The organism is Neobacillus solisequens (assembly GCF_051233465.1).
In the GTDB taxonomy this organism is placed as follows: Bacteria; Bacillota; Bacilli; order Bacillales; family Cytobacillaceae; genus Neobacillus.
Genome location: NZ_JBKFGJ010000006.1, coordinates 148,965 through 164,849 on the forward strand (window position 1 = coordinate 148,965; position 15,885 = coordinate 164,849).

General features: G+C 42.0%; 16 protein-coding genes. 4 read left to right on the forward strand and 12 right to left on the reverse strand.

The annotated features are described in order from the left end of the window. Nucleotides 1-278: 278 nt before the first annotated feature. A complete protein-coding gene (locus ACI3K6_RS08245) occupies nt 279-2,390 on the reverse strand; it encodes a (Fe-S)-binding protein (RefSeq protein ID WP_335474203.1) in 2,112 nt (703 codons plus the stop codon). A gap of 195 nt (nt 2,391-2,585) precedes the next feature. Between ACI3K6_RS08245 and cls the strand changes: the two genes are divergently transcribed. Then, on the forward strand, nt 2,586-3,788 hold the full coding sequence (gene cls / locus ACI3K6_RS08250; RefSeq protein WP_435554428.1) for a cardiolipin synthase: 1,203 nt from the start codon (nt 2,586-2,588) through the stop codon (nt 3,786-3,788). 159 nt (nt 3,789-3,947) lie between these two features. On the opposite strand, the gene ACI3K6_RS08255 is transcribed toward cls, so the two are convergent. The 4 genes from ACI3K6_RS08255 to speE all read right to left on the reverse strand — a co-directional run bounded on the left by ACI3K6_RS08255 (nt 3,948) and on the right by speE (nt 6,664). Continuing rightward, nucleotides 3,948-4,127: an H-type small acid-soluble spore protein gene (locus ACI3K6_RS08255; RefSeq protein WP_335474199.1), complete on the reverse strand. Its 180-nt coding sequence runs from the start codon at nt 4,125-4,127 to the stop codon at nt 3,948-3,950. A gap of 102 nt (nt 4,128-4,229) precedes the next feature. Beyond that, on the reverse strand, nt 4,230-4,649 hold the full coding sequence (locus ACI3K6_RS08260) for a YwiB family protein (RefSeq protein WP_435554429.1): 420 nt from the start codon (nt 4,647-4,649) through the stop codon (nt 4,230-4,232). A 221-nt stretch (nt 4,650-4,870) separates the two neighbouring features. Further along, complete coding sequence (speB, locus tag ACI3K6_RS08265) at nt 4,871-5,743, reverse strand: agmatinase (RefSeq protein ID WP_335474195.1); 873 nt, start codon at nt 5,741-5,743, stop codon at nt 4,871-4,873. Nucleotides 5,744-5,833: 90 nt separating this feature from the next. Further along, complete coding sequence (gene speE / locus ACI3K6_RS08270) at nt 5,834-6,664, reverse strand: spermidine synthase (RefSeq protein ID WP_435554430.1); 831 nt, start codon at nt 6,662-6,664, stop codon at nt 5,834-5,836. A gap of 281 nt (nt 6,665-6,945) precedes the next feature. Between speE and ACI3K6_RS08275 the strand changes: the two genes are divergently transcribed. Then, complete coding sequence (locus ACI3K6_RS08275; RefSeq protein WP_435554431.1) at nt 6,946-9,018, forward strand: transglycosylase domain-containing protein; 2,073 nt, start codon at nt 6,946-6,948, stop codon at nt 9,016-9,018. A gap of 140 nt (nt 9,019-9,158) precedes the next feature. Here the strand turns inward: ACI3K6_RS08275 and ACI3K6_RS08280 are convergent, their stop codons facing one another. Together ACI3K6_RS08280 and ACI3K6_RS08285 are read right to left on the reverse strand one after the other, a co-directional pair. Continuing rightward, nucleotides 9,159-9,668, reverse strand: a complete 510-nt coding sequence (locus tag ACI3K6_RS08280; RefSeq protein WP_435554432.1) for a YwhD family protein — start codon at nt 9,666-9,668, stop codon at nt 9,159-9,161. An 18-nt stretch (nt 9,669-9,686) separates the two neighbouring features. Continuing rightward, a complete protein-coding gene (locus ACI3K6_RS08285; protein ID WP_435554433.1) occupies nt 9,687-10,337 on the reverse strand; it encodes a site-2 protease family protein in 651 nt (216 codons plus the stop codon). 286 nt (nt 10,338-10,623) lie between these two features. Here ACI3K6_RS08285 and ACI3K6_RS08290 point away from each other — a divergent pair, with 286 nt between their 5' ends. After that, complete coding sequence (locus ACI3K6_RS08290; protein WP_335474187.1) at nt 10,624-10,809, forward strand: 2-hydroxymuconate tautomerase; 186 nt, start codon at nt 10,624-10,626, stop codon at nt 10,807-10,809. A gap of 127 nt (nt 10,810-10,936) precedes the next feature. Here the strand turns inward: ACI3K6_RS08290 and ACI3K6_RS08295 are convergent, their stop codons facing one another. From ACI3K6_RS08295 to ACI3K6_RS08310, 4 genes are all read right to left on the reverse strand, one after another. After that, nucleotides 10,937-11,158 carry a hypothetical protein gene (locus ACI3K6_RS08295; protein WP_335474185.1) on the reverse strand — a complete coding sequence of 74 codons (222 nt, stop codon included), beginning with the start codon at nt 11,156-11,158 and terminating at the stop codon, nt 10,937-10,939. 98 nt (nt 11,159-11,256) lie between these two features. Continuing rightward, nucleotides 11,257-11,766 (reverse strand): YwgA family protein, encoded by a 510-nt coding sequence (locus ACI3K6_RS08300; RefSeq protein WP_335474183.1) that lies wholly within the window; start codon nt 11,764-11,766, stop codon nt 11,257-11,259. 32 nt (nt 11,767-11,798) lie between these two features. Next, on the reverse strand, nt 11,799-13,097 hold the full coding sequence (locus ACI3K6_RS08305; RefSeq protein WP_435554434.1) for an HD domain-containing protein: 1,299 nt from the start codon (nt 13,095-13,097) through the stop codon (nt 11,799-11,801). A 356-nt stretch (nt 13,098-13,453) separates the two neighbouring features. Further along, entirely contained in the window at nt 13,454-13,675 is a 222-nt protein-coding gene (locus ACI3K6_RS08310; protein WP_335474179.1) for a YuzB family protein, read from the reverse strand. A gap of 451 nt (nt 13,676-14,126) precedes the next feature. Between ACI3K6_RS08310 and ACI3K6_RS08315 the strand changes: the two genes are divergently transcribed. Continuing rightward, nucleotides 14,127-14,873: an RsfA family transcriptional regulator gene (locus tag ACI3K6_RS08315; protein WP_335474177.1), complete on the forward strand. Its 747-nt coding sequence runs from the start codon at nt 14,127-14,129 to the stop codon at nt 14,871-14,873. 70 nt (nt 14,874-14,943) lie between these two features. Here ACI3K6_RS08315 and lipL read toward each other — a convergent pair whose 3' ends face one another. Then, nucleotides 14,944-15,774, reverse strand: coding sequence for an octanoyl-[GcvH]:protein N-octanoyltransferase (gene lipL / locus ACI3K6_RS08320; protein ID WP_435554435.1), 831 nt, complete (start codon nt 15,772-15,774; stop codon nt 14,944-14,946). Nucleotides 15,775-15,885 lie beyond the last annotated feature (111 nt).

Below are 15,885 nucleotides of genomic sequence, written 5' to 3' on the forward strand. Positions count from 1 at the left end.
TCCCCCTTTTCCCAATTTTCAGTCACCATTTCGCAAAAAATAACATTCCTCTACCAGCCTAATGAATAACCATCGACTGAACGCTCGCTCGATAAATAACCAAAAGTGTACGCAGGCTTTTCGGCATTTTTTTTAAAAAAGGCCGGTTCACCCACGTCTTTATAGCGAAAAAGGAATGTAAGCGTTTTATCCACTTTCTATTTTACACAAAAAATAGTAGAAGTTGAAATATTTTACACAATTTTTTAAAGATTCAACTTCTACTATTCTAATGTCGTTTAGGAAGCAGCAGAAACAGGCTCGCCACAGACTGATTTTTCAAGGATTTCTGCGACATCGTAAGTGGCAATTTGATCTTCCACTTCTTTCGCTTTTGTTCCATCAGACAGCATGGTCAAGCAATACGGACAGCCGGAACTGATCACGGAAGGATTGACGGCAAGTGCCTGTTCAGTTCTGGCAACATTGATTCGATGGCCGGTTTCTTCCTCCATCCACATTAAACCGCCGCCTGCGCCACAGCACATGGCTTTGTCATGGTTACGTTCCATTTCCACAAGCTTCACGCCTGGAACAGCCTTCAAGATTTCTCGTGGCGGATCGTAAACATCATTGTAACGGCCGAGATAGCAGGAGTCATGGAAGGTAATCGTTTCGTTGACTGCGTGCTTCGGAACCAATTTTCCTTGTTTTACAAGGTCATACAAGATTTCGGTATGGTGGTACACTTCTGCTTGAAGCCCGAAATCAGGGTACTCATTTTTGAAAATATTATAGGCATGTGGGTCAATCGTTACAATTTTCTTGACCTCTGCCTTTTCGAATTCTTCAATATTTTTTACAGCAAGATCCTGGAATAGGAACTCGTTACCAAGTCGACGTGCTGTATCTCCTGAGTTCTTTTCTTTGTTACCAAGAATAGCGAATTTCACGCCAGCCTCATTCATTAATTTCGCAAATGAAAGGGCAATTTTTTGGCTGCGGTTATCGTAAGAGCCCATAGCGCCCACCCAGAATAGGTATTCGAATTCTTCACCGGCTTTATTCATTTCTTTTACGGTTGGAACATGAACATCTTCACGAATATCGCGCCAGTTTTCACGCTCTTTGCGGTTTAGTCCCCATGGATTACCTTGACGTTCAATGTTAGTCATGGCCCGCTGTGCATCTGCATCAAGTTTTCCTTCGGTTAACACTAGATAACGGCGCAGATCAATAATTTTTTCAACGTGTTCATTCATAACCGGACATTGGTCTTCACAGTTACGGCAAGTGGTACATGCCCAGATCTCTTCTTCGGTAATGACATCGCCAATCAGGCTGGGACTGTAGGCAAGTGCTGCTGCTGATTCTTGGGCTCCTTGACCCGCTGCGGCAAGTGCAATCTGATTTCCTTTTGTATTGGCAAAAGCAAATGTCGGCACCCATGGCTGTTTCGAAGTGACAGCAGCACCATAATTGGTAAGATGGTCACGCAGCTTGAGCATTAAATCCATTGGCGACAGCATTTTACCGGTGCCGGTTGCCGGACACATATTCGTACATCGACCGCATTCGACACAGGCATAAAAATCAATCATTTGCAGTTGGGTGAAGTCTTCAATTTTTCCAACCCCAAAGGACTCTTGCGATTCATCTTCAAAATCAATTTTTTTCAATTTACCCGGTCTTTCCAAACGATTTAAATACACATTTGCTGGACCAGCAATTAAGTGCGCGTGTTTGGACTGCGGCACATATACTAAGAAAGATAGTAAGAATAACAAGTGCATCCACCATGCTACATAGAAAACAGTGATAGCAGCGGTTTCTCCCATCCAAGAAAAAGCCATGGAAATGACGGAGGCAATCGGTTCTGTCCACGTTGTTTCTTCACCATGCCAAATAATCCCCATTCCATTCCCCACTAGAACAGAAACCATTAAACCGCCGATAAAAATCAAGACAAGTCCCGATTTGAAATTTCGCTTTAAGCGGACTAATTTTTCCACATAACGGCGATAAAACGCCCAGATGACGGCGACAAGAATCATTAATGTGACAATTTCCTGGAAAAAGGTGAACCCTGGATAAAGTGGACCGAGCGGTAAATGTGAGCCCGGCGCAATCCCTTTCCAAATAAAATCAATGGCTCCAAATTGGACAAGAATAAAGCCGTAGAAGAACATGACATGGATGATTCCACTCTTTTTATCTTTTAAAAGCTTCTTTTGACCAAATACGTTCACCCAAATTTTTTGCAAACGCTCTTTCACGTTGTTATCAAACTCGACCTTTTTCCCGAGCTTGATGTATTGAATTCGAGTTTTGACCACGTAGACAAACAGACTGATTGCGTAAGCGGTTACAGCAAGAAACGCAATCAGGTTGACCCATAAAAGTCCATTCATATGAGACGCCCCTTTCTTTCATTTCTTCTCCCCATTGTTTGTAAGTGTAGAAAATAATAAATTTTCTGAAACTAACTTATCTCTATTATAAAAATGAATGAGCATTCAGTCAAATTATATTTATAAGAATGATTCAATTTATAGAAATAGCTTCTAATGGAAAAACTAACATAACCGATTGGGGGAAGGATTCCAATGAGAATAGCGCTGCTTGTTGCCGGTTTACTATTATTTTTCATTATATGGCTCGTACTTGATTTTAGGATGGGGCAAAAGAAGCATCTTCAGGAGGCAAGACCGTTCTTAACTCCTGAGCTCTATGGACATTTTGAGATTTTCACGCATGGCCAAGAGCTGTTCCAGCGGTATTTTACGGATCTAAGACAGGCCAGGCACCATATTCATGTGTTGTTCTATATTTTAAAGGATGATGACATCAGCCAAGAGTTTTTTTCAATTTTGAAGAAAAAGGCTTCAGAGGGGGTTGAAGTCCGATTATTGCTTGATCGTTTGGGCAGCATTAAGGTAAAAAAGGCAATGGTGAATGACTTAAAGAAGGCTGGCGTGAATTTCGCCTTTAGTAACCGGGTAAGACTTCCGTTTCTATTTTATTCATCTCAGGTGCGCAACCACCGAAAGATTTCCATTATTGATGGCGAAATCGGTTATCTTGGAGGCTTTAATGTAGGTAAGGAGTATATTGATGAGGAACCAAAGCTGTGCCCTTGGCGGGATTATCATTTGCGGATTAGCGGTGAGAGTGTAAATTACTTGCAAAAAGTGTTTTTTATGGATTGGCAGGAGTATTTCGGGGAGCACCTTCGACATGATTCCATTTATTTTCCTGTTTTGCCTAAGGGGGATGTTTGCCATCAGTTTATCCCAACCGAAGCCGGCCAAATGGAGGAATACTATGTCAGTCTCATTCGAAAGGCCAAAAAGTCGATTGTGATTGGGACTCCCTACTTTATCCCAAGCCAGACTGTTTGTGCGGAGCTAATCCAATCACGGCAACGCGGGGTTGACATTACGGTGATTGTTCCGTTTAAAACCGACCACCCCCTTGTTCAGGAAGCATCATTTCCTTACCTACGGAAGCTGCTTGAAGAAGATGTTGCGGTTTATCAATATAAACACGGGTTTTATCACGCAAAAACCGTGGTAATTGATGACACCATATGCGACATTGGAACCGCCAACTTTGACCGGCGCAGCATCTTCCTAAACAAAGAAATCAACTGCATCTTCAACGATTCTGCCTTTATCAAACGTTTCAAAGACATAATCCAAAAAGACATCAGCGACTCCGAATCACTAACACTTGCAACCCTAACCAAACCAAACCTATATAGATCCATCAAAGAAATGATTGCCGGTGCAATCTCCCGCTTTCTATAACAAGTTGTTTTGTGGTGCCTGGCACCTTTTTTGACCTTTTGAAAAGAGCCGGGCATGCCATTTCACAGTGACTGCTTGATTTTCTTTGATATTATGGTTGAATGTATCATTTATATATAAAAATAATAAGTCCCCGAAAGTGTGTTTCGGAGACTTTTTTTATTCTTCGATTAGGTTTAAGACTGGGACGTCTTGTTCGTGGTCTGGTTCTTTTTTGGTGTAGATTCTCGCCATTTTGGTTGATTCGTCGACGTGCTGAATGATGACGGGTGTCCCCTCATACGTTACGTTAATCATATCAGCAGATTCTAAGATTTCCTTTGCTCTTCCTACATTCATTTGTTCGGGTCACTCCTCCGTATTAGTTCATTATCTAGTATCTGCATTTTTTTGGTAAATATGCGTTTCTTTTGAAGTGACCTTACGTAAAAATCAGCTTGTTTAATATTTTTCTTCTTGGAAGTTTATTTGCAAATGGTAGGAACCAGCTTGCTCTCCTTGTAGGGAAAATTCGTACAATAAATCAATGAAACCTGCTTTATTTTCAAAGTGATATGCCATTTTTTTCGCCAAAGTTGCGGTCTCAAATACCCCAAACGGGAGCTCATAGCTACCCCGCTGCTCTTTCTCCAACTGAAACGGCAACCGCATCTTGACCGCACCGCTTCGCAAAATCAACATTTCGTTAATTCCTAATTTGATAATAGTCTTCACTGTTCCTTCCTCAAGGACTTCTTCATATTGAAGGAAGGAGGCATTTTCTTTTTGATAGAACCGACCAAACACAATGAGTTCTACTGTTTCTTGCTCATCTATTGTTGTTTTTATGTTAATTTTTACGGGAATTTCGGTATTCGCCATTTTAACATCACCTGCCTCTTCTTAAAAAACCTTTGCGGAAAAATCACGTTTACTTGTGGAATATGTCATTTTACTTGCTTTACAGCCACGTTTACTTGCGGAATATGCCATTTTACTTGCGAAAAAGACCGTTTTACTTGTGAACCTACCCGATTTACTTGCTAAACCATACCTTAAAAAAATGCCCCCCTTTTAAACGGAAGGCATTCACTACATTCGATCTATTTTACCCAGCCAAGCAGCATTTCACGAATCAATTTGCTTGCTGTGTTAGCGGTTTGCTCAGACACATCGTAAATTGGCGCTACTTCTACAAGGTCGCAGCCAACTACCTTTACTTCAGAACGAGCAATCTCGTGAATGGATGCCAAAAGCTCACGGGATGTAATCCCTCCGCAATCGACTGTACCCGTTCCAGGGGCATGAGCCGGATCTAAGACATCGATATCTATTGTTACATAAACCGGACGTCCCGCTAGTTTTGGCAGCACTTCTTTTAACGGCTCAAGCACTTCAAATTTGGAAATGTGCATGCCATTTTGCTTTGCCCATTCAAACTCTTCTTTCATACCGGAACGAATTCCAAATGAATACACATTAGATGGTCCAATATGCTCGGCAATTTTGCGAATTGGAGTGGAGTGAGAGAGCGGCTCGCCTTCATACTCCTCACGCAAATCGGTATGAGCGTCCATATGGATGATCGCCAAATCCGGATATTTTTTAAAGACGGATCGCATTACCGGCCATGACACAAGGTGCTCACCGCCCATGCCAAATGGAAATTTACCTTTTTCGAGAATTTGATCAACAAATTCCTCAATCATGTCAAGACTCTTCTGGGCATTTCCAAAAGGCAGCGGAATATCGCCGGCATCAAAATATTTCACTTCATCCAATTCTCGGTCTAGGTATGCACTGTACTCCTCAAGACCAATCGATACTTCGCGGATCCGTGCCGGGCCAAAACGAGAACCTGGACGATAACTGACTGTCCAGTCCATAGGCATCCCATAAAGAACCACTTGACTATCCTCAAAATTTGGATGACTTTTAATAAACACATTCCCCGAATAAGCTTCATCAAAACGCATGTAGATTCCCTCACTTCTTTATATATACAGGTATGTAATGGTAACAGGTACCGCCAACCGTTATTGGTTCCTGTCACTCTTGCTACATTTCTATTTCACAAGGTCACCAACGAATTTTGGCAGTACAAAGGCGGCCTTATGTAATTCTTTCGTGTAATATCTTGTTTCTAATTCATGGTAGCGGTCGTCACTGACTTGTAGCGGGTCATATTTTTTCGAACCGATGGTAAAAGCCCAGAGTCCGCTTGGATAGGTCGGAATATTCGCTACGTATAAACGGGTGATAGGGAAGATTTCCTTAACATCACGTTGAACGTTGCGAATAAGGTCTGCTTTAAACCATGGGTTATCCGATTGGGCCACGAACAGCCCGTCTTCTTTTAATGCCTTAGCAATGCCTGCATAAAAGCCCTTGGTAAACAGATTTACGGCCGGCCCTACCGGCTCAGTGGAATCGACCAGAATGACGTCATATTCGTTGTCACTGTTGGCGATATGCATGAACCCATCGTCCACCCTTACATCCACACGAGGGTCATCCAGCCATCCAGCTATCTCAGGAAGAAATTTCTTCGAATACTCAATGACTTTCCCATCAATATCGACAAGCGTAGCTTTTTTGACACTTGGATGCTTTAGCACTTCACGGATTACGCCGCCGTCGCCGCCGCCGACAACCAATATATTCTCAGGGTTCGGATGGGTAAATAGCGGAATGTGTGCCACCATTTCATGATAGACAAACTCATCCTTCACAGAGGTCATCACCATGCCATCTAACAGGAGCATGTTCCCCCACTCAGCCGTTTCCACCATTTCAAGCATTTGAAAATCTGTTTGTTCAGTATGTAATGTTTTATTTACTTTCATTGTAATACCGAAATTTTCAGTTTGCTTTTCTGTAAACCACAGTCCTCCCATTTCCATCATCCTTTCCATGCAGCATAAGTATAAAATCCACTTCAAACTTATGCTACCCAAACTATTGAAAACCAAACACGTGAAAATGTCTAGCAAAAATAATGAAATTTTTCATTTTTTTCCGGGAAGTGTTTAAAAAGACTCTATTTTTTCAATACTATTACTATCTATTTTTTTAGAAACGCATCGACTTGCGAGCTTGACAGAGGCATAGTTGTACCCATGCCTAAAAAGCTTTCCTATCGGTTCAAAATAACGCTAACATAGGGTGGTGAACAACAATGGAAATCATGACAAATCATGGGTTTCGGAAGACGATCAAATACTTGCGTGCTCTTTTCTTCATCAGTTTAATCGGCATGATTTGTATGCTGCTCTTGTTCATAGGGATTCTAGCTTATGCAAAAATTTTAGGTCCACCGCCGCTTGCTGTACCGCAATCCACGCTTTTTTTTGCGGATGACGGCTCCTTAATCGGGGAAACCAATAACGGACAAAAGCGTTATTGGACTAGACTGAAAGATATTTCCCCAGATTTGGTTCATGCGACGATTTCTATAGAGGATAAGAATTTCTACTCCCATCATGGATTTGATTATAAACGGATTGCCGGTGCGGTTGTTGCCGATATTCAGGCATTCGCTAAAGTCCAGGGTGCTAGCACCATCACCCAGCAATATGCCCGTAACCTATTTTTGGAGCATGATAAAACCTGGACAAGGAAACTTCATGAGGCCTTCTATACGATCCGCCTTGAAATGAATTATTCAAAAAAACAAATTCTAGAAGGTTATCTAAATACGATTTATTACGGAAATGGCGCGTATGGTGTTGAAGCTGCAAGCCAATATTATTTTGGAAAAAGATCTTCCGAGTTATCTTTGGCAGAAGCGAGTATGCTGGCAGGAATCCCCAAGGGCCCTGGCCTCTATTCACCATTTGCTTCCATGAAAAATGCAAAGTCCCGTCAGACTATTATTTTACAAAGCATGGAAAAAAACGGCTATATCACCAAAAAAGCAGCTCAGCAGGCAGCCTTAAAGCCGCTGACGCTGACCGGAGAACATACTGTCAAACGGGCTGAAGTAGCTCCATATTTTCAGGATGCCGTTAAAAATGCCCTAAAAAACCAATTAAACTTGGATGAACGAACGATTGCCCTAGGTGGGTTGAAGGTATATACCACCTTGAACTTGAAACAGCAGAAGGCGGCAGAGGAACAAATTCACAAATATGTGGCTAACTCATCTGACATACAGGTGGCCCTTGTGGCGATGGATCCTAAAAATGGATATGTTCGGGCAATGGTTGGAGGCAGAGACTATGAAAAAAGCCCATTTAATCGGGCGGTTCAAGCGATTCGACAACCGGGCTCAACCATTAAGCCGCTGCTTTATTATGCGGCACTGGACCATGGGTTTACTCCATCTTCCACGATGAGAAGTGAATACACGACCTTCCATTTTGATAATGGCCAGGCAGAATATACGCCCCACAATTTTAACAACAAATATGCCGACGGGGAGATTACCTTAGCTGAGGCCCTGGCTGTGTCGGATAATATTTTTGCTGTCAAAACGCACCTCTTTTTAGGGGAAGATACGTTAATTGAAACAGCCAAGAAGTTTGGGCTGTCAACGAAAATGGCTCAGGTGCCATCCCTTGCCTTGGGGACTTCCGGTGTTCGGGTCATTGAAATGGCCAATGCCTACAGTCTCTTTGCCAACGGTGGAAAAAAAGTAAATCCAACTTTAATTACAAGAGTTGAAGACTATAACGGCAATGTTATTTTTGAAAAAAAGAATCAGTCTGAACGTGTGTTGAATGCGGCGAAAGCGTTTGTCATGACACATATGTTAACCGGTGTGTTTGATCCAAAGCTAAATGCTTATTCCCGCGTAACAGGAAGTACGGTTATCAAGGATCTGACACGCCCCTATGCCGGGAAATCAGGATCAACTGAAACGGACAGCTGGATGATTGGCTACTCACCGCAATTAGTGACAGCAGTTTGGGCGGGGTATGACGTTGGAAAACCAATTGATGTTACAGCTGAAAAAACGTATGCCAAAAATGTGTGGGCCCATTTTATGGAGGAAGCGTTAGACGGCAAGCCAGTTAAAGCCTTCCGACCGCCAAAAGAAGGCGTTGTCGGGCTATATGTAGACCCGACAAATGGCAAGCTGGCGACAAAGGACTGCCCAATCCGCCGGTTTACCTATTATGTAGCCGGTACAGAACCTACTGAATATTGTACGGATCATATCAAAGATCCTATTGGAAAATTAAAAGAGAAACATAGCACCGATAAGAAAAATCCGTGGTATAAGCGGATCTTCCCGTTTGGGCATTAAAGTATACGAAAAAAGCTCCGGAGCCTGCCCCGGGGCTTCTTTCTGTCCTAGTCTTAAAGTGCTTTCACACTGATTATATACTACCGATTTTTTCAATAAACTACAAGTAAGAAAGTTTGATTTCATTTTTGTAAAAATTTTTATTCGCCCAGCAGACCTTTTTTCAGTTCATCCGAGGAATTGTTCCATAAATCCTCGTTGTGGGCGCGTAGGAATTGAGCTAATGTATGCTTTGATTTCTCATCCATATGGTCAACAATAATGTGCCGCTTTAATGATTTGTCCATACGGTTCACATGCTCAGGAAGAGACTTGTATCCACGGCGTATTTCTCGGTCCACCGTCATAAAGCAGGCGGTCACACCCGCATAATAAGGACCTTCCACTTTACGGTCAATCGTCACCCAAACAAGCCAATAGGGCTTGCCATTTGGAACTTCCTCCTGGTTAGGGAGAAATTTAATGCCCTTTTCAACGGCGCTGCGCGCATGCATCGCGCCAATATCAATTTCGGCTTCTCCAGCATTGACATCAATGATGACTGGGGAAACATTATCCAAACTTAGAGCCCCTTTACCAAAGCCTTTGTGGCCATCAGTCGGGTCATTTTTAATAATATTAAAGCCCATTTTCTTCTTATTTTCTTCCATCGGTGTCAAAAACCTCCTTTAAAAAAACAGCTGATAAAAGAAATTGCTTAATTTGTCAGAGAAAAGCGGAATGATAAAACTGAATATCGGTTGAATGGTAAAGCGATCCAGCGGTGTAATAACTAAAATTAAAAAGATCAGCGTCCCATACTGCTCATATTGAGTCATTTTTGCCCTCATATTATTAGGTACAAGATCCTCTATAATCCTGTAGCCATCAAGCGGCGGCAACGGTAGCAGATTGAAGATAAACAGAACCGTATTTAGGTTAATAAAGATATTGATGAAATCATAGAAGTTTTCAGATGCGATCAGACCATAACGTCGACATGCATAGCCAATTATATAGCCGATACAAGCCAAGATTAGATTGGATAGTGGTCCTGCTACTGAAACAAAGACGCCAGCCAGCCGCGGCTTTTTGAAAAAGAAACGATTCACAGGCACCGGACGCGCCCAGCCAAACCCGGCAATAAAAATCAACAGCGTCCCAAACGGATCCAAATGCTGCAGCGGATTCAACGTCAACCGCCCTTGATTCTTCGCCGTCATATCCCCAAACTTATACGCTACAAACGCATGCGCAAACTCATGAAACGTAAACGCCAACACCAACGTTATCGCTACATAAGGAATCAACTCTATCGGATAAGCCAAAAAACGCTCCAACAGCACTACCCCCTTTTGGTGGTATTAAACTTACATTGTGGTATCACTTGTGGTGCAACAATTGTGGTGACAGGCACCGCCCGTGGACATTTGTCCACCGGTGACGGACACACAGAACACGCCTTTATCTATTTCCTTTAAGTATACTGAAACAGCGATGAAAAAGAAAATCATTTGAGCCCGTCATGCTGTTGCACTTTTTCATAATTTATGGAACACTACAGAGGATAGCCGCAGTACTCTACTAGATCTGCAGCACACCCTACATAATGAAGGAGGAAAAACAATGCCATACGTTACCGTAAAAATGCTTGAAGGCCGGACTGAGGAACAAAAAAGAGCTCTTGTCGAAAAAGTAACCGACGCTGTTAGCGAAACCACCGGCGCTCCCAAACAAAACATCACTGTCTTCATCGAAGAAATGTCCAAAAACCACTACGCTGTTGGCGGCGTCCGTGCCAGCGACAAATAATATTGGGTGACAGGCACCGTTCGTGGACATTTGTCCTCCTACAGCGGACACCAAGAGCTGAATATAGTGGACTCCATTAACAGCATAAAAAAAGTGTGAAATCGGGGAAGGTTTCACACTTTTTATTTTATAGTTTTAGGTCGTTGTTTTTGTTTTCGATGGTCATCTTTTCAAGTTCGAGGCGCATTTTTTCGGTTTCGATCAGATAGTTTTCGTGTTTGAGTTTTTCGAGTTCCAATTGGTCCTTAAGCATTTCCTGTTTCAATTTAGTTTGTTTTTGGAGATGCCCCGTTAAAATGGCTACAATAGGAATTCCAAAAACCATGATTACCGTTATGGTTCCAGTCATGATAAAAGCCCCCTAAAATACATAAATTTCCCTTCAAGTGAAATCATACCAAATTTCTAGGAAAAGTTGTATCTATCAGGAGCTTCTTTCTACACTTTTTATGATTGTCTTGCCTTTGTTTTCAAAGTTTCAATGTAGTCGTAGGCTTCTTCGATTTCAGCTTCCGTATACCTCTGGCTGCTTTTAAGAGTAAACACTTTGTTGGTGACTTCCTCTTTTGAGAGGTTATCAAAATATAAAACCGTAGACACTAGCTCAAGGAATCTAGCATTTTGCTCATTCATATCAACAAGGCAATCTTCCAAACATGGCATTTCAACCTCATTTAAGCTTAGAAATTCTTTGCCCGTATCTGTTAACGTGTAGCGATACTGAAAATAACCGCCCTTTTTTTCCTTTACCTCATTAAGAAATCCCATATTGCAAAGCTCTTCCACCCGCGTTGTTAATTCCTCCGAGTAAGGGCCGTAAAAATGAAACTGGAATCGGTCCGAAAACGGGTAATCTATCTTTTTCGCAATGTATATCATCTTTTGCAGCTTTTTTCTTCCGATAATTTCACCGGAAACACTAATAGCCTGCATCAGCTTGGCATGATCTTTAAGCAATATTCGTCATCTCCTACTCCATTTAAACCATTCTATATTTCTAAAAATTGGCGTATTTGCTTTTTAATATCTTGATCATCTAAGTCATCCTCAAGAAAATCAGCGGGATAATACAGCTTGTGATCCGTTCTTCTTTTTCCGGAAATCGCATCCACAATCTCTGATTCTCGGGAAAGTTCCTTCAATTCGCCATTTTTCATTAGTAAATGAATCGGCAAGCGCTCTTCTTCTTCGCCTGGACGGTAGAAGTCATACGGCAAATCAGATGAAGAATCGACAACTAAATAATATTCGGGATCCAGCCCTGCTTTTATAAAAAGAGAATTCAAATCTGCCAATTTTTTATACTCTTTTGCAGGATCAAATTCGGCATACTTAAATAAGTTCCGATTGACAAAGCGACGGCAAAGGTCACTTAATATCGAATCCTTCTCTTCCTGCCAAATTTGAAAATAAAACATAATGACAGATTCATCCAGTTTTAAGTAGGCATCCAAAGTTACCTGCTCGTGAAACAAGGAAGTAAAATGAATTGGCTCATACTTAAAAGAATAATTTTCCTTAAATAATTGCTTGGCCCGATGGAGGATTTTCGTCAAAATGACCTCCGCACTGCGGGAAACGGGATGAAAATAGACCTGCCAATACATTTGATAGCGGCTCATAATATAATCTTCAACCGCATGCATGCCGCTCTTTTTAATGACAACCTGTTCTTCCTTCGGCCGCATCACTCGCAAAATTCTTTCCATGTCAAAATGCCCATAACTCACTCCGGTAAAATAGGCGTCCCGCTGTAAATAATCCATTCTATCAGCATCTATTTGACTGGAAATCAAGCTGACAACCAGCTTTTTTTCAGATGTTTTGGCAATAACCTCAGCTACCTTTTTCGGGAAATCAGGGCTCACCCTAGATAGCACCTTATTTACATCGGTATCTCCTAAAATAATCGCACGGGTAAAATCTTCATGGTCAAAATCAAATACTTTTTCGAAGGCATGGGAAAACGGTCCGTGCCCGAGATCATGCAGGAGTGCTGCACATAATGTAAGCAGACGGTCTTCATCATTCCACTCCGGTCTCCCGACAAATACATCATCAATAATTCGCCGGACAATTTCATATACCCCTAAAGAGTGGTGGAACCGACTATGCTCAGCCCCATGAAAGGTCAAAAAAGTAGTACCCAGCTGTTTGATGCGCCGTAAACGCTGAAACTCTTTCGTACCAATTAAATCCCAAATTGCCCTATCACGCACATGAACATAACGATGAACCGGATCCTTAAACACCTTCTCCTCACTTAGCTTTTCCACAGCATAAACCATTCGTCTCCCACATCCTTCACTCAAAACCAGCCGCACAAGTATAAATCAACTAAACTTATTCTTCTATTATATCCCAAATACTTACCAACTTCAGCAAAATTCCGCACTAGTTTTCGACAAAAGCTATGTGGGTCATCATTGGAAGCTAACTGGAGATATTTGGAGTATTTTAAGGGACAATTTGGTGCCAGGCACCAAACGTGGACATTTGTCCTCCAGGGGTGGACAATAATGAAAATACATAATAAAACGGAAATGTCCATCCCAGGCGGACAAAACGCTATTTTGTCTTTTTGTAGTGACAGGCACCCATTTCCAGAAAAAAGAAAATCACCTTCATTGATTAATCAAGGTGATTATTTGAGTTTTTTATTTACTTTTTCTAGTAGTTCGTCCTCGGTCAGGGCAGCGACAGGGCGGTTGTTGACGAAGGCGAAGGTTTTTTTGCGGCCCGGGCCACAGTAAGATTGGCAGCCAATTTTAATTTCGGCGTTGGGGTCGGCTTCTTTTAAACGAGGGATTAATGTCTTGAGGTTTACGGCCTGGCAATCGTCGCAAACACGGAATTCATTTGACATTGTTTTACACCCCTTTCTTCAGTCAATCTATAAATAGTAGTTTACCCAACTATTATCTAAGTTTTTCACGTTTCAATACGATCTTTTTACTATGATTCCTTAAGGAAAAGTAAATTCGTCCAAGCTTTAGCTCCTAACGTATTTTACAGTTTCTTTCTTTTGAATGCAAGCCGCATTCCTTAGCAATCTTTAGTAAACCAGCTTAATAATGTCATCCTCTTATTAGAAAACTCGCCAATTGGCGGGCATTTAGGTGAAGACTAAAGGCGTATTTGCGCTTTACTCCTAAAAGGAAACGGTATTCTTTCATATCGGCCCAAAAAAATCTATTATCCTTTTAACCATTTTGGTATAAACCTTGAAAAACTTGTCCATCATAAGACTAGAACTTTTAAATATTCGTCGGTTAAATCCAGACAATTCATTCGCAAAACGTAAGGGAGTTGAAAATATGAAAGTTCGTCAAGATGCATGGACAGATGAAAATGACCTGCTTTTGGCTGAAACTGTCCTGAGGCATGTAAGAGAAGGAAGTACCCAGCTAAATGCTTTTGAAGAAGTGGGGGATAAATTAAATCGGACCTCAGCCGCCTGTGGATTCAGATGGAACGCTGTCGTTCGCCATCGCTATGAAAAAGCTTTGGCCTTAGCTAAAAAGCAGCGTAAACAGAGACAAAGAATTCTAGGCAGAGAACAAAGCGGCAAGAAAAAGTTACTCTATAATCCACCTGTACCAACGATGACTATGACAGAAACACTGGATACGGCGCCGCTCCAGAGCGAGATGCAGCCTGAAACTACTGTTGAAATTCAAGACATGACAATAGAAATGGCTTCTGAATTGTATGTCAATCCCGTAGCTCACGGCTATACTCCGGCACCGTCTGCCCTAACCATGGATACAGTTATTACATTCTTGGAAAACTTTAAACATTCCAATCTGCAAAATGATGTATTAAAAATTGAGAATGAAAGATTGAAACGCGAGCTCACTGATTTGAAAAAGCAAAATGAAGAATTAAGTGCAAAAGTGAAGCATCTCGAGGAAAACTCCGAAACCATGCAGGAGGATTACGAGACCTTAATGAAGATCATGAACCGCGCCCGCAAGCTTGTTCTTTTTGAAGAAGAGGAAGAAAGACCCGCAACCACTTTTAAAATGGATCGGAATGGAAACTTAGAAAGGGTTGCCGAGTAACTTTCGGGAGAAGAGACCAACAGCAGCATCTTAATCGAAGCCGCAAACCAAAAAAAGGGTTTACGGCTTTTTATATGGCCAAAATCTTTTCATTTCGCTCTGCAATTCTTTGGTAATAACCCGGTAAAAGCCCCAGTTCTACCTCATTTAATCCCCCAGAGAATAGAGTATCACTTGCTTTTTTCAACTCCGTTAACAATCGGAACATGCAATCACCAATGGTTAAGTCGACATCTAACAGCTCTGAAAGAGAGGCCATCACTTCCGGGACAATGTCCGGTACAAAAAACTTCGTCGAAGCATCTTGTTTAGCCAATCGATAAAACTCCTTAACAAGCTCAGCCCGCTGGCTGCCGCTTCCATTCACGCACAGATAAATCTGAACAGCGACTCCTTTTCTAATTCTCCGCTGCGAAATACCAGCAAACTTTTTCCCATCAATACTGAGGTCATAACTCCCCGGGCAGTAAGAGCCGACAATTTCCTTGGCTTCAATCTGCTGCGGAAAATCAGCAAACATTCGTTGAATCAGCCTCCACATTGCTTCATAGCCACGATCAATATCAATGCCTTTTTCAGCTTCTGGGAAAATCAACGAGATATTGAGGACCCCTTCATCGAGGACAACCGATAGTCCTCCGGAATTCCGCACAATAGACTGATAGCCTTGCTCTTTCAAAAACCGAACACCCTCCTGCAAGAATGGCAGTTTTGTATCCTGAATGCCTAATACAATCGTGTTATGGTGGACCCAAGTACGTGCTGTTGCCGGAGCTTGCCCTGATCCAATAGAAGCACAAAGAGTATCATCCATTCCAAAAGACTGCAATGCTGGAAATTGAGGCCCAACCGCTGACTGGTCGATGATCCGCCACTGGGGCTGGTATAGTAAACCGTCCATTATTGTAAACTCCTTTATAGTTGATGGGCTTATTTTATCAAAAAAAGGCGGGATGAAACAGGTGGGACCCAACGGGCTGAGTTGGAATTCAACAATTTTTTGGAGGAATTC

What these genes read in the sequence shown, in the direction of transcription:
- speE (WP_435554430.1), bottom strand. Translation starts at nt 6,664, where the DNA reads ATGGGAGGACTGTGGTTTACAGAAAAGCAAACTGAAAATTTCGGTATT.
- ACI3K6_RS08280 (WP_435554432.1), bottom strand. Translation starts at nt 9,668, where the DNA reads ATGGAAGAAAATAAGAAGAAAATGGGCTTTAATATTATTAAAAATGAC.
- ACI3K6_RS08295 (WP_335474185.1), bottom strand. Translation starts at nt 11,158, where the DNA reads ATGACTGGAACCATAACGGTAATCATGGTTTTTGGAATTCCTATTGTA.
- ACI3K6_RS08315 (WP_335474177.1), top strand. Translation starts at nt 14,127, where the DNA reads ATGAAAGTTCGTCAAGATGCATGGACAGATGAAAATGACCTGCTTTTG.
- speB (WP_335474195.1), bottom strand. Translation starts at nt 5,743, where the DNA reads ATGCGTTTTGATGAAGCTTATTCGGGGAATGTGTTTATTAAAAGTCAT.
- ACI3K6_RS08255 (WP_335474199.1), bottom strand. Translation starts at nt 4,127, where the DNA reads ATGAATGTAGGAAGAGCAAAGGAAATCTTAGAATCTGCTGATATGATT.
- ACI3K6_RS08275 (WP_435554431.1), top strand. Translation starts at nt 6,946, where the DNA reads ATGGAAATCATGACAAATCATGGGTTTCGGAAGACGATCAAATACTTG.
- cls (WP_435554428.1), top strand. Translation starts at nt 2,586, where the DNA reads ATGAGAATAGCGCTGCTTGTTGCCGGTTTACTATTATTTTTCATTATA.
- ACI3K6_RS08260 (WP_435554429.1), bottom strand. Translation starts at nt 4,649, where the DNA reads ATGGCGAATACCGAAATTCCCGTAAAAATTAACATAAAAACAACAATA.
- ACI3K6_RS08245 (WP_335474203.1), bottom strand. Translation starts at nt 2,390, where the DNA reads ATGAATGGACTTTTATGGGTCAACCTGATTGCGTTTCTTGCTGTAACC.
- ACI3K6_RS08310 (WP_335474179.1), bottom strand. Translation starts at nt 13,675, where the DNA reads ATGTCAAATGAATTCCGTGTTTGCGACGATTGCCAGGCCGTAAACCTC.
- lipL (WP_435554435.1), bottom strand. Translation starts at nt 15,774, where the DNA reads ATGGACGGTTTACTATACCAGCCCCAGTGGCGGATCATCGACCAGTCA.
- ACI3K6_RS08305 (WP_435554434.1), bottom strand. Translation starts at nt 13,097, where the DNA reads ATGGTTTATGCTGTGGAAAAGCTAAGTGAGGAGAAGGTGTTTAAGGAT.
- ACI3K6_RS08290 (WP_335474187.1), top strand. Translation starts at nt 10,624, where the DNA reads ATGCCATACGTTACCGTAAAAATGCTTGAAGGCCGGACTGAGGAACAA.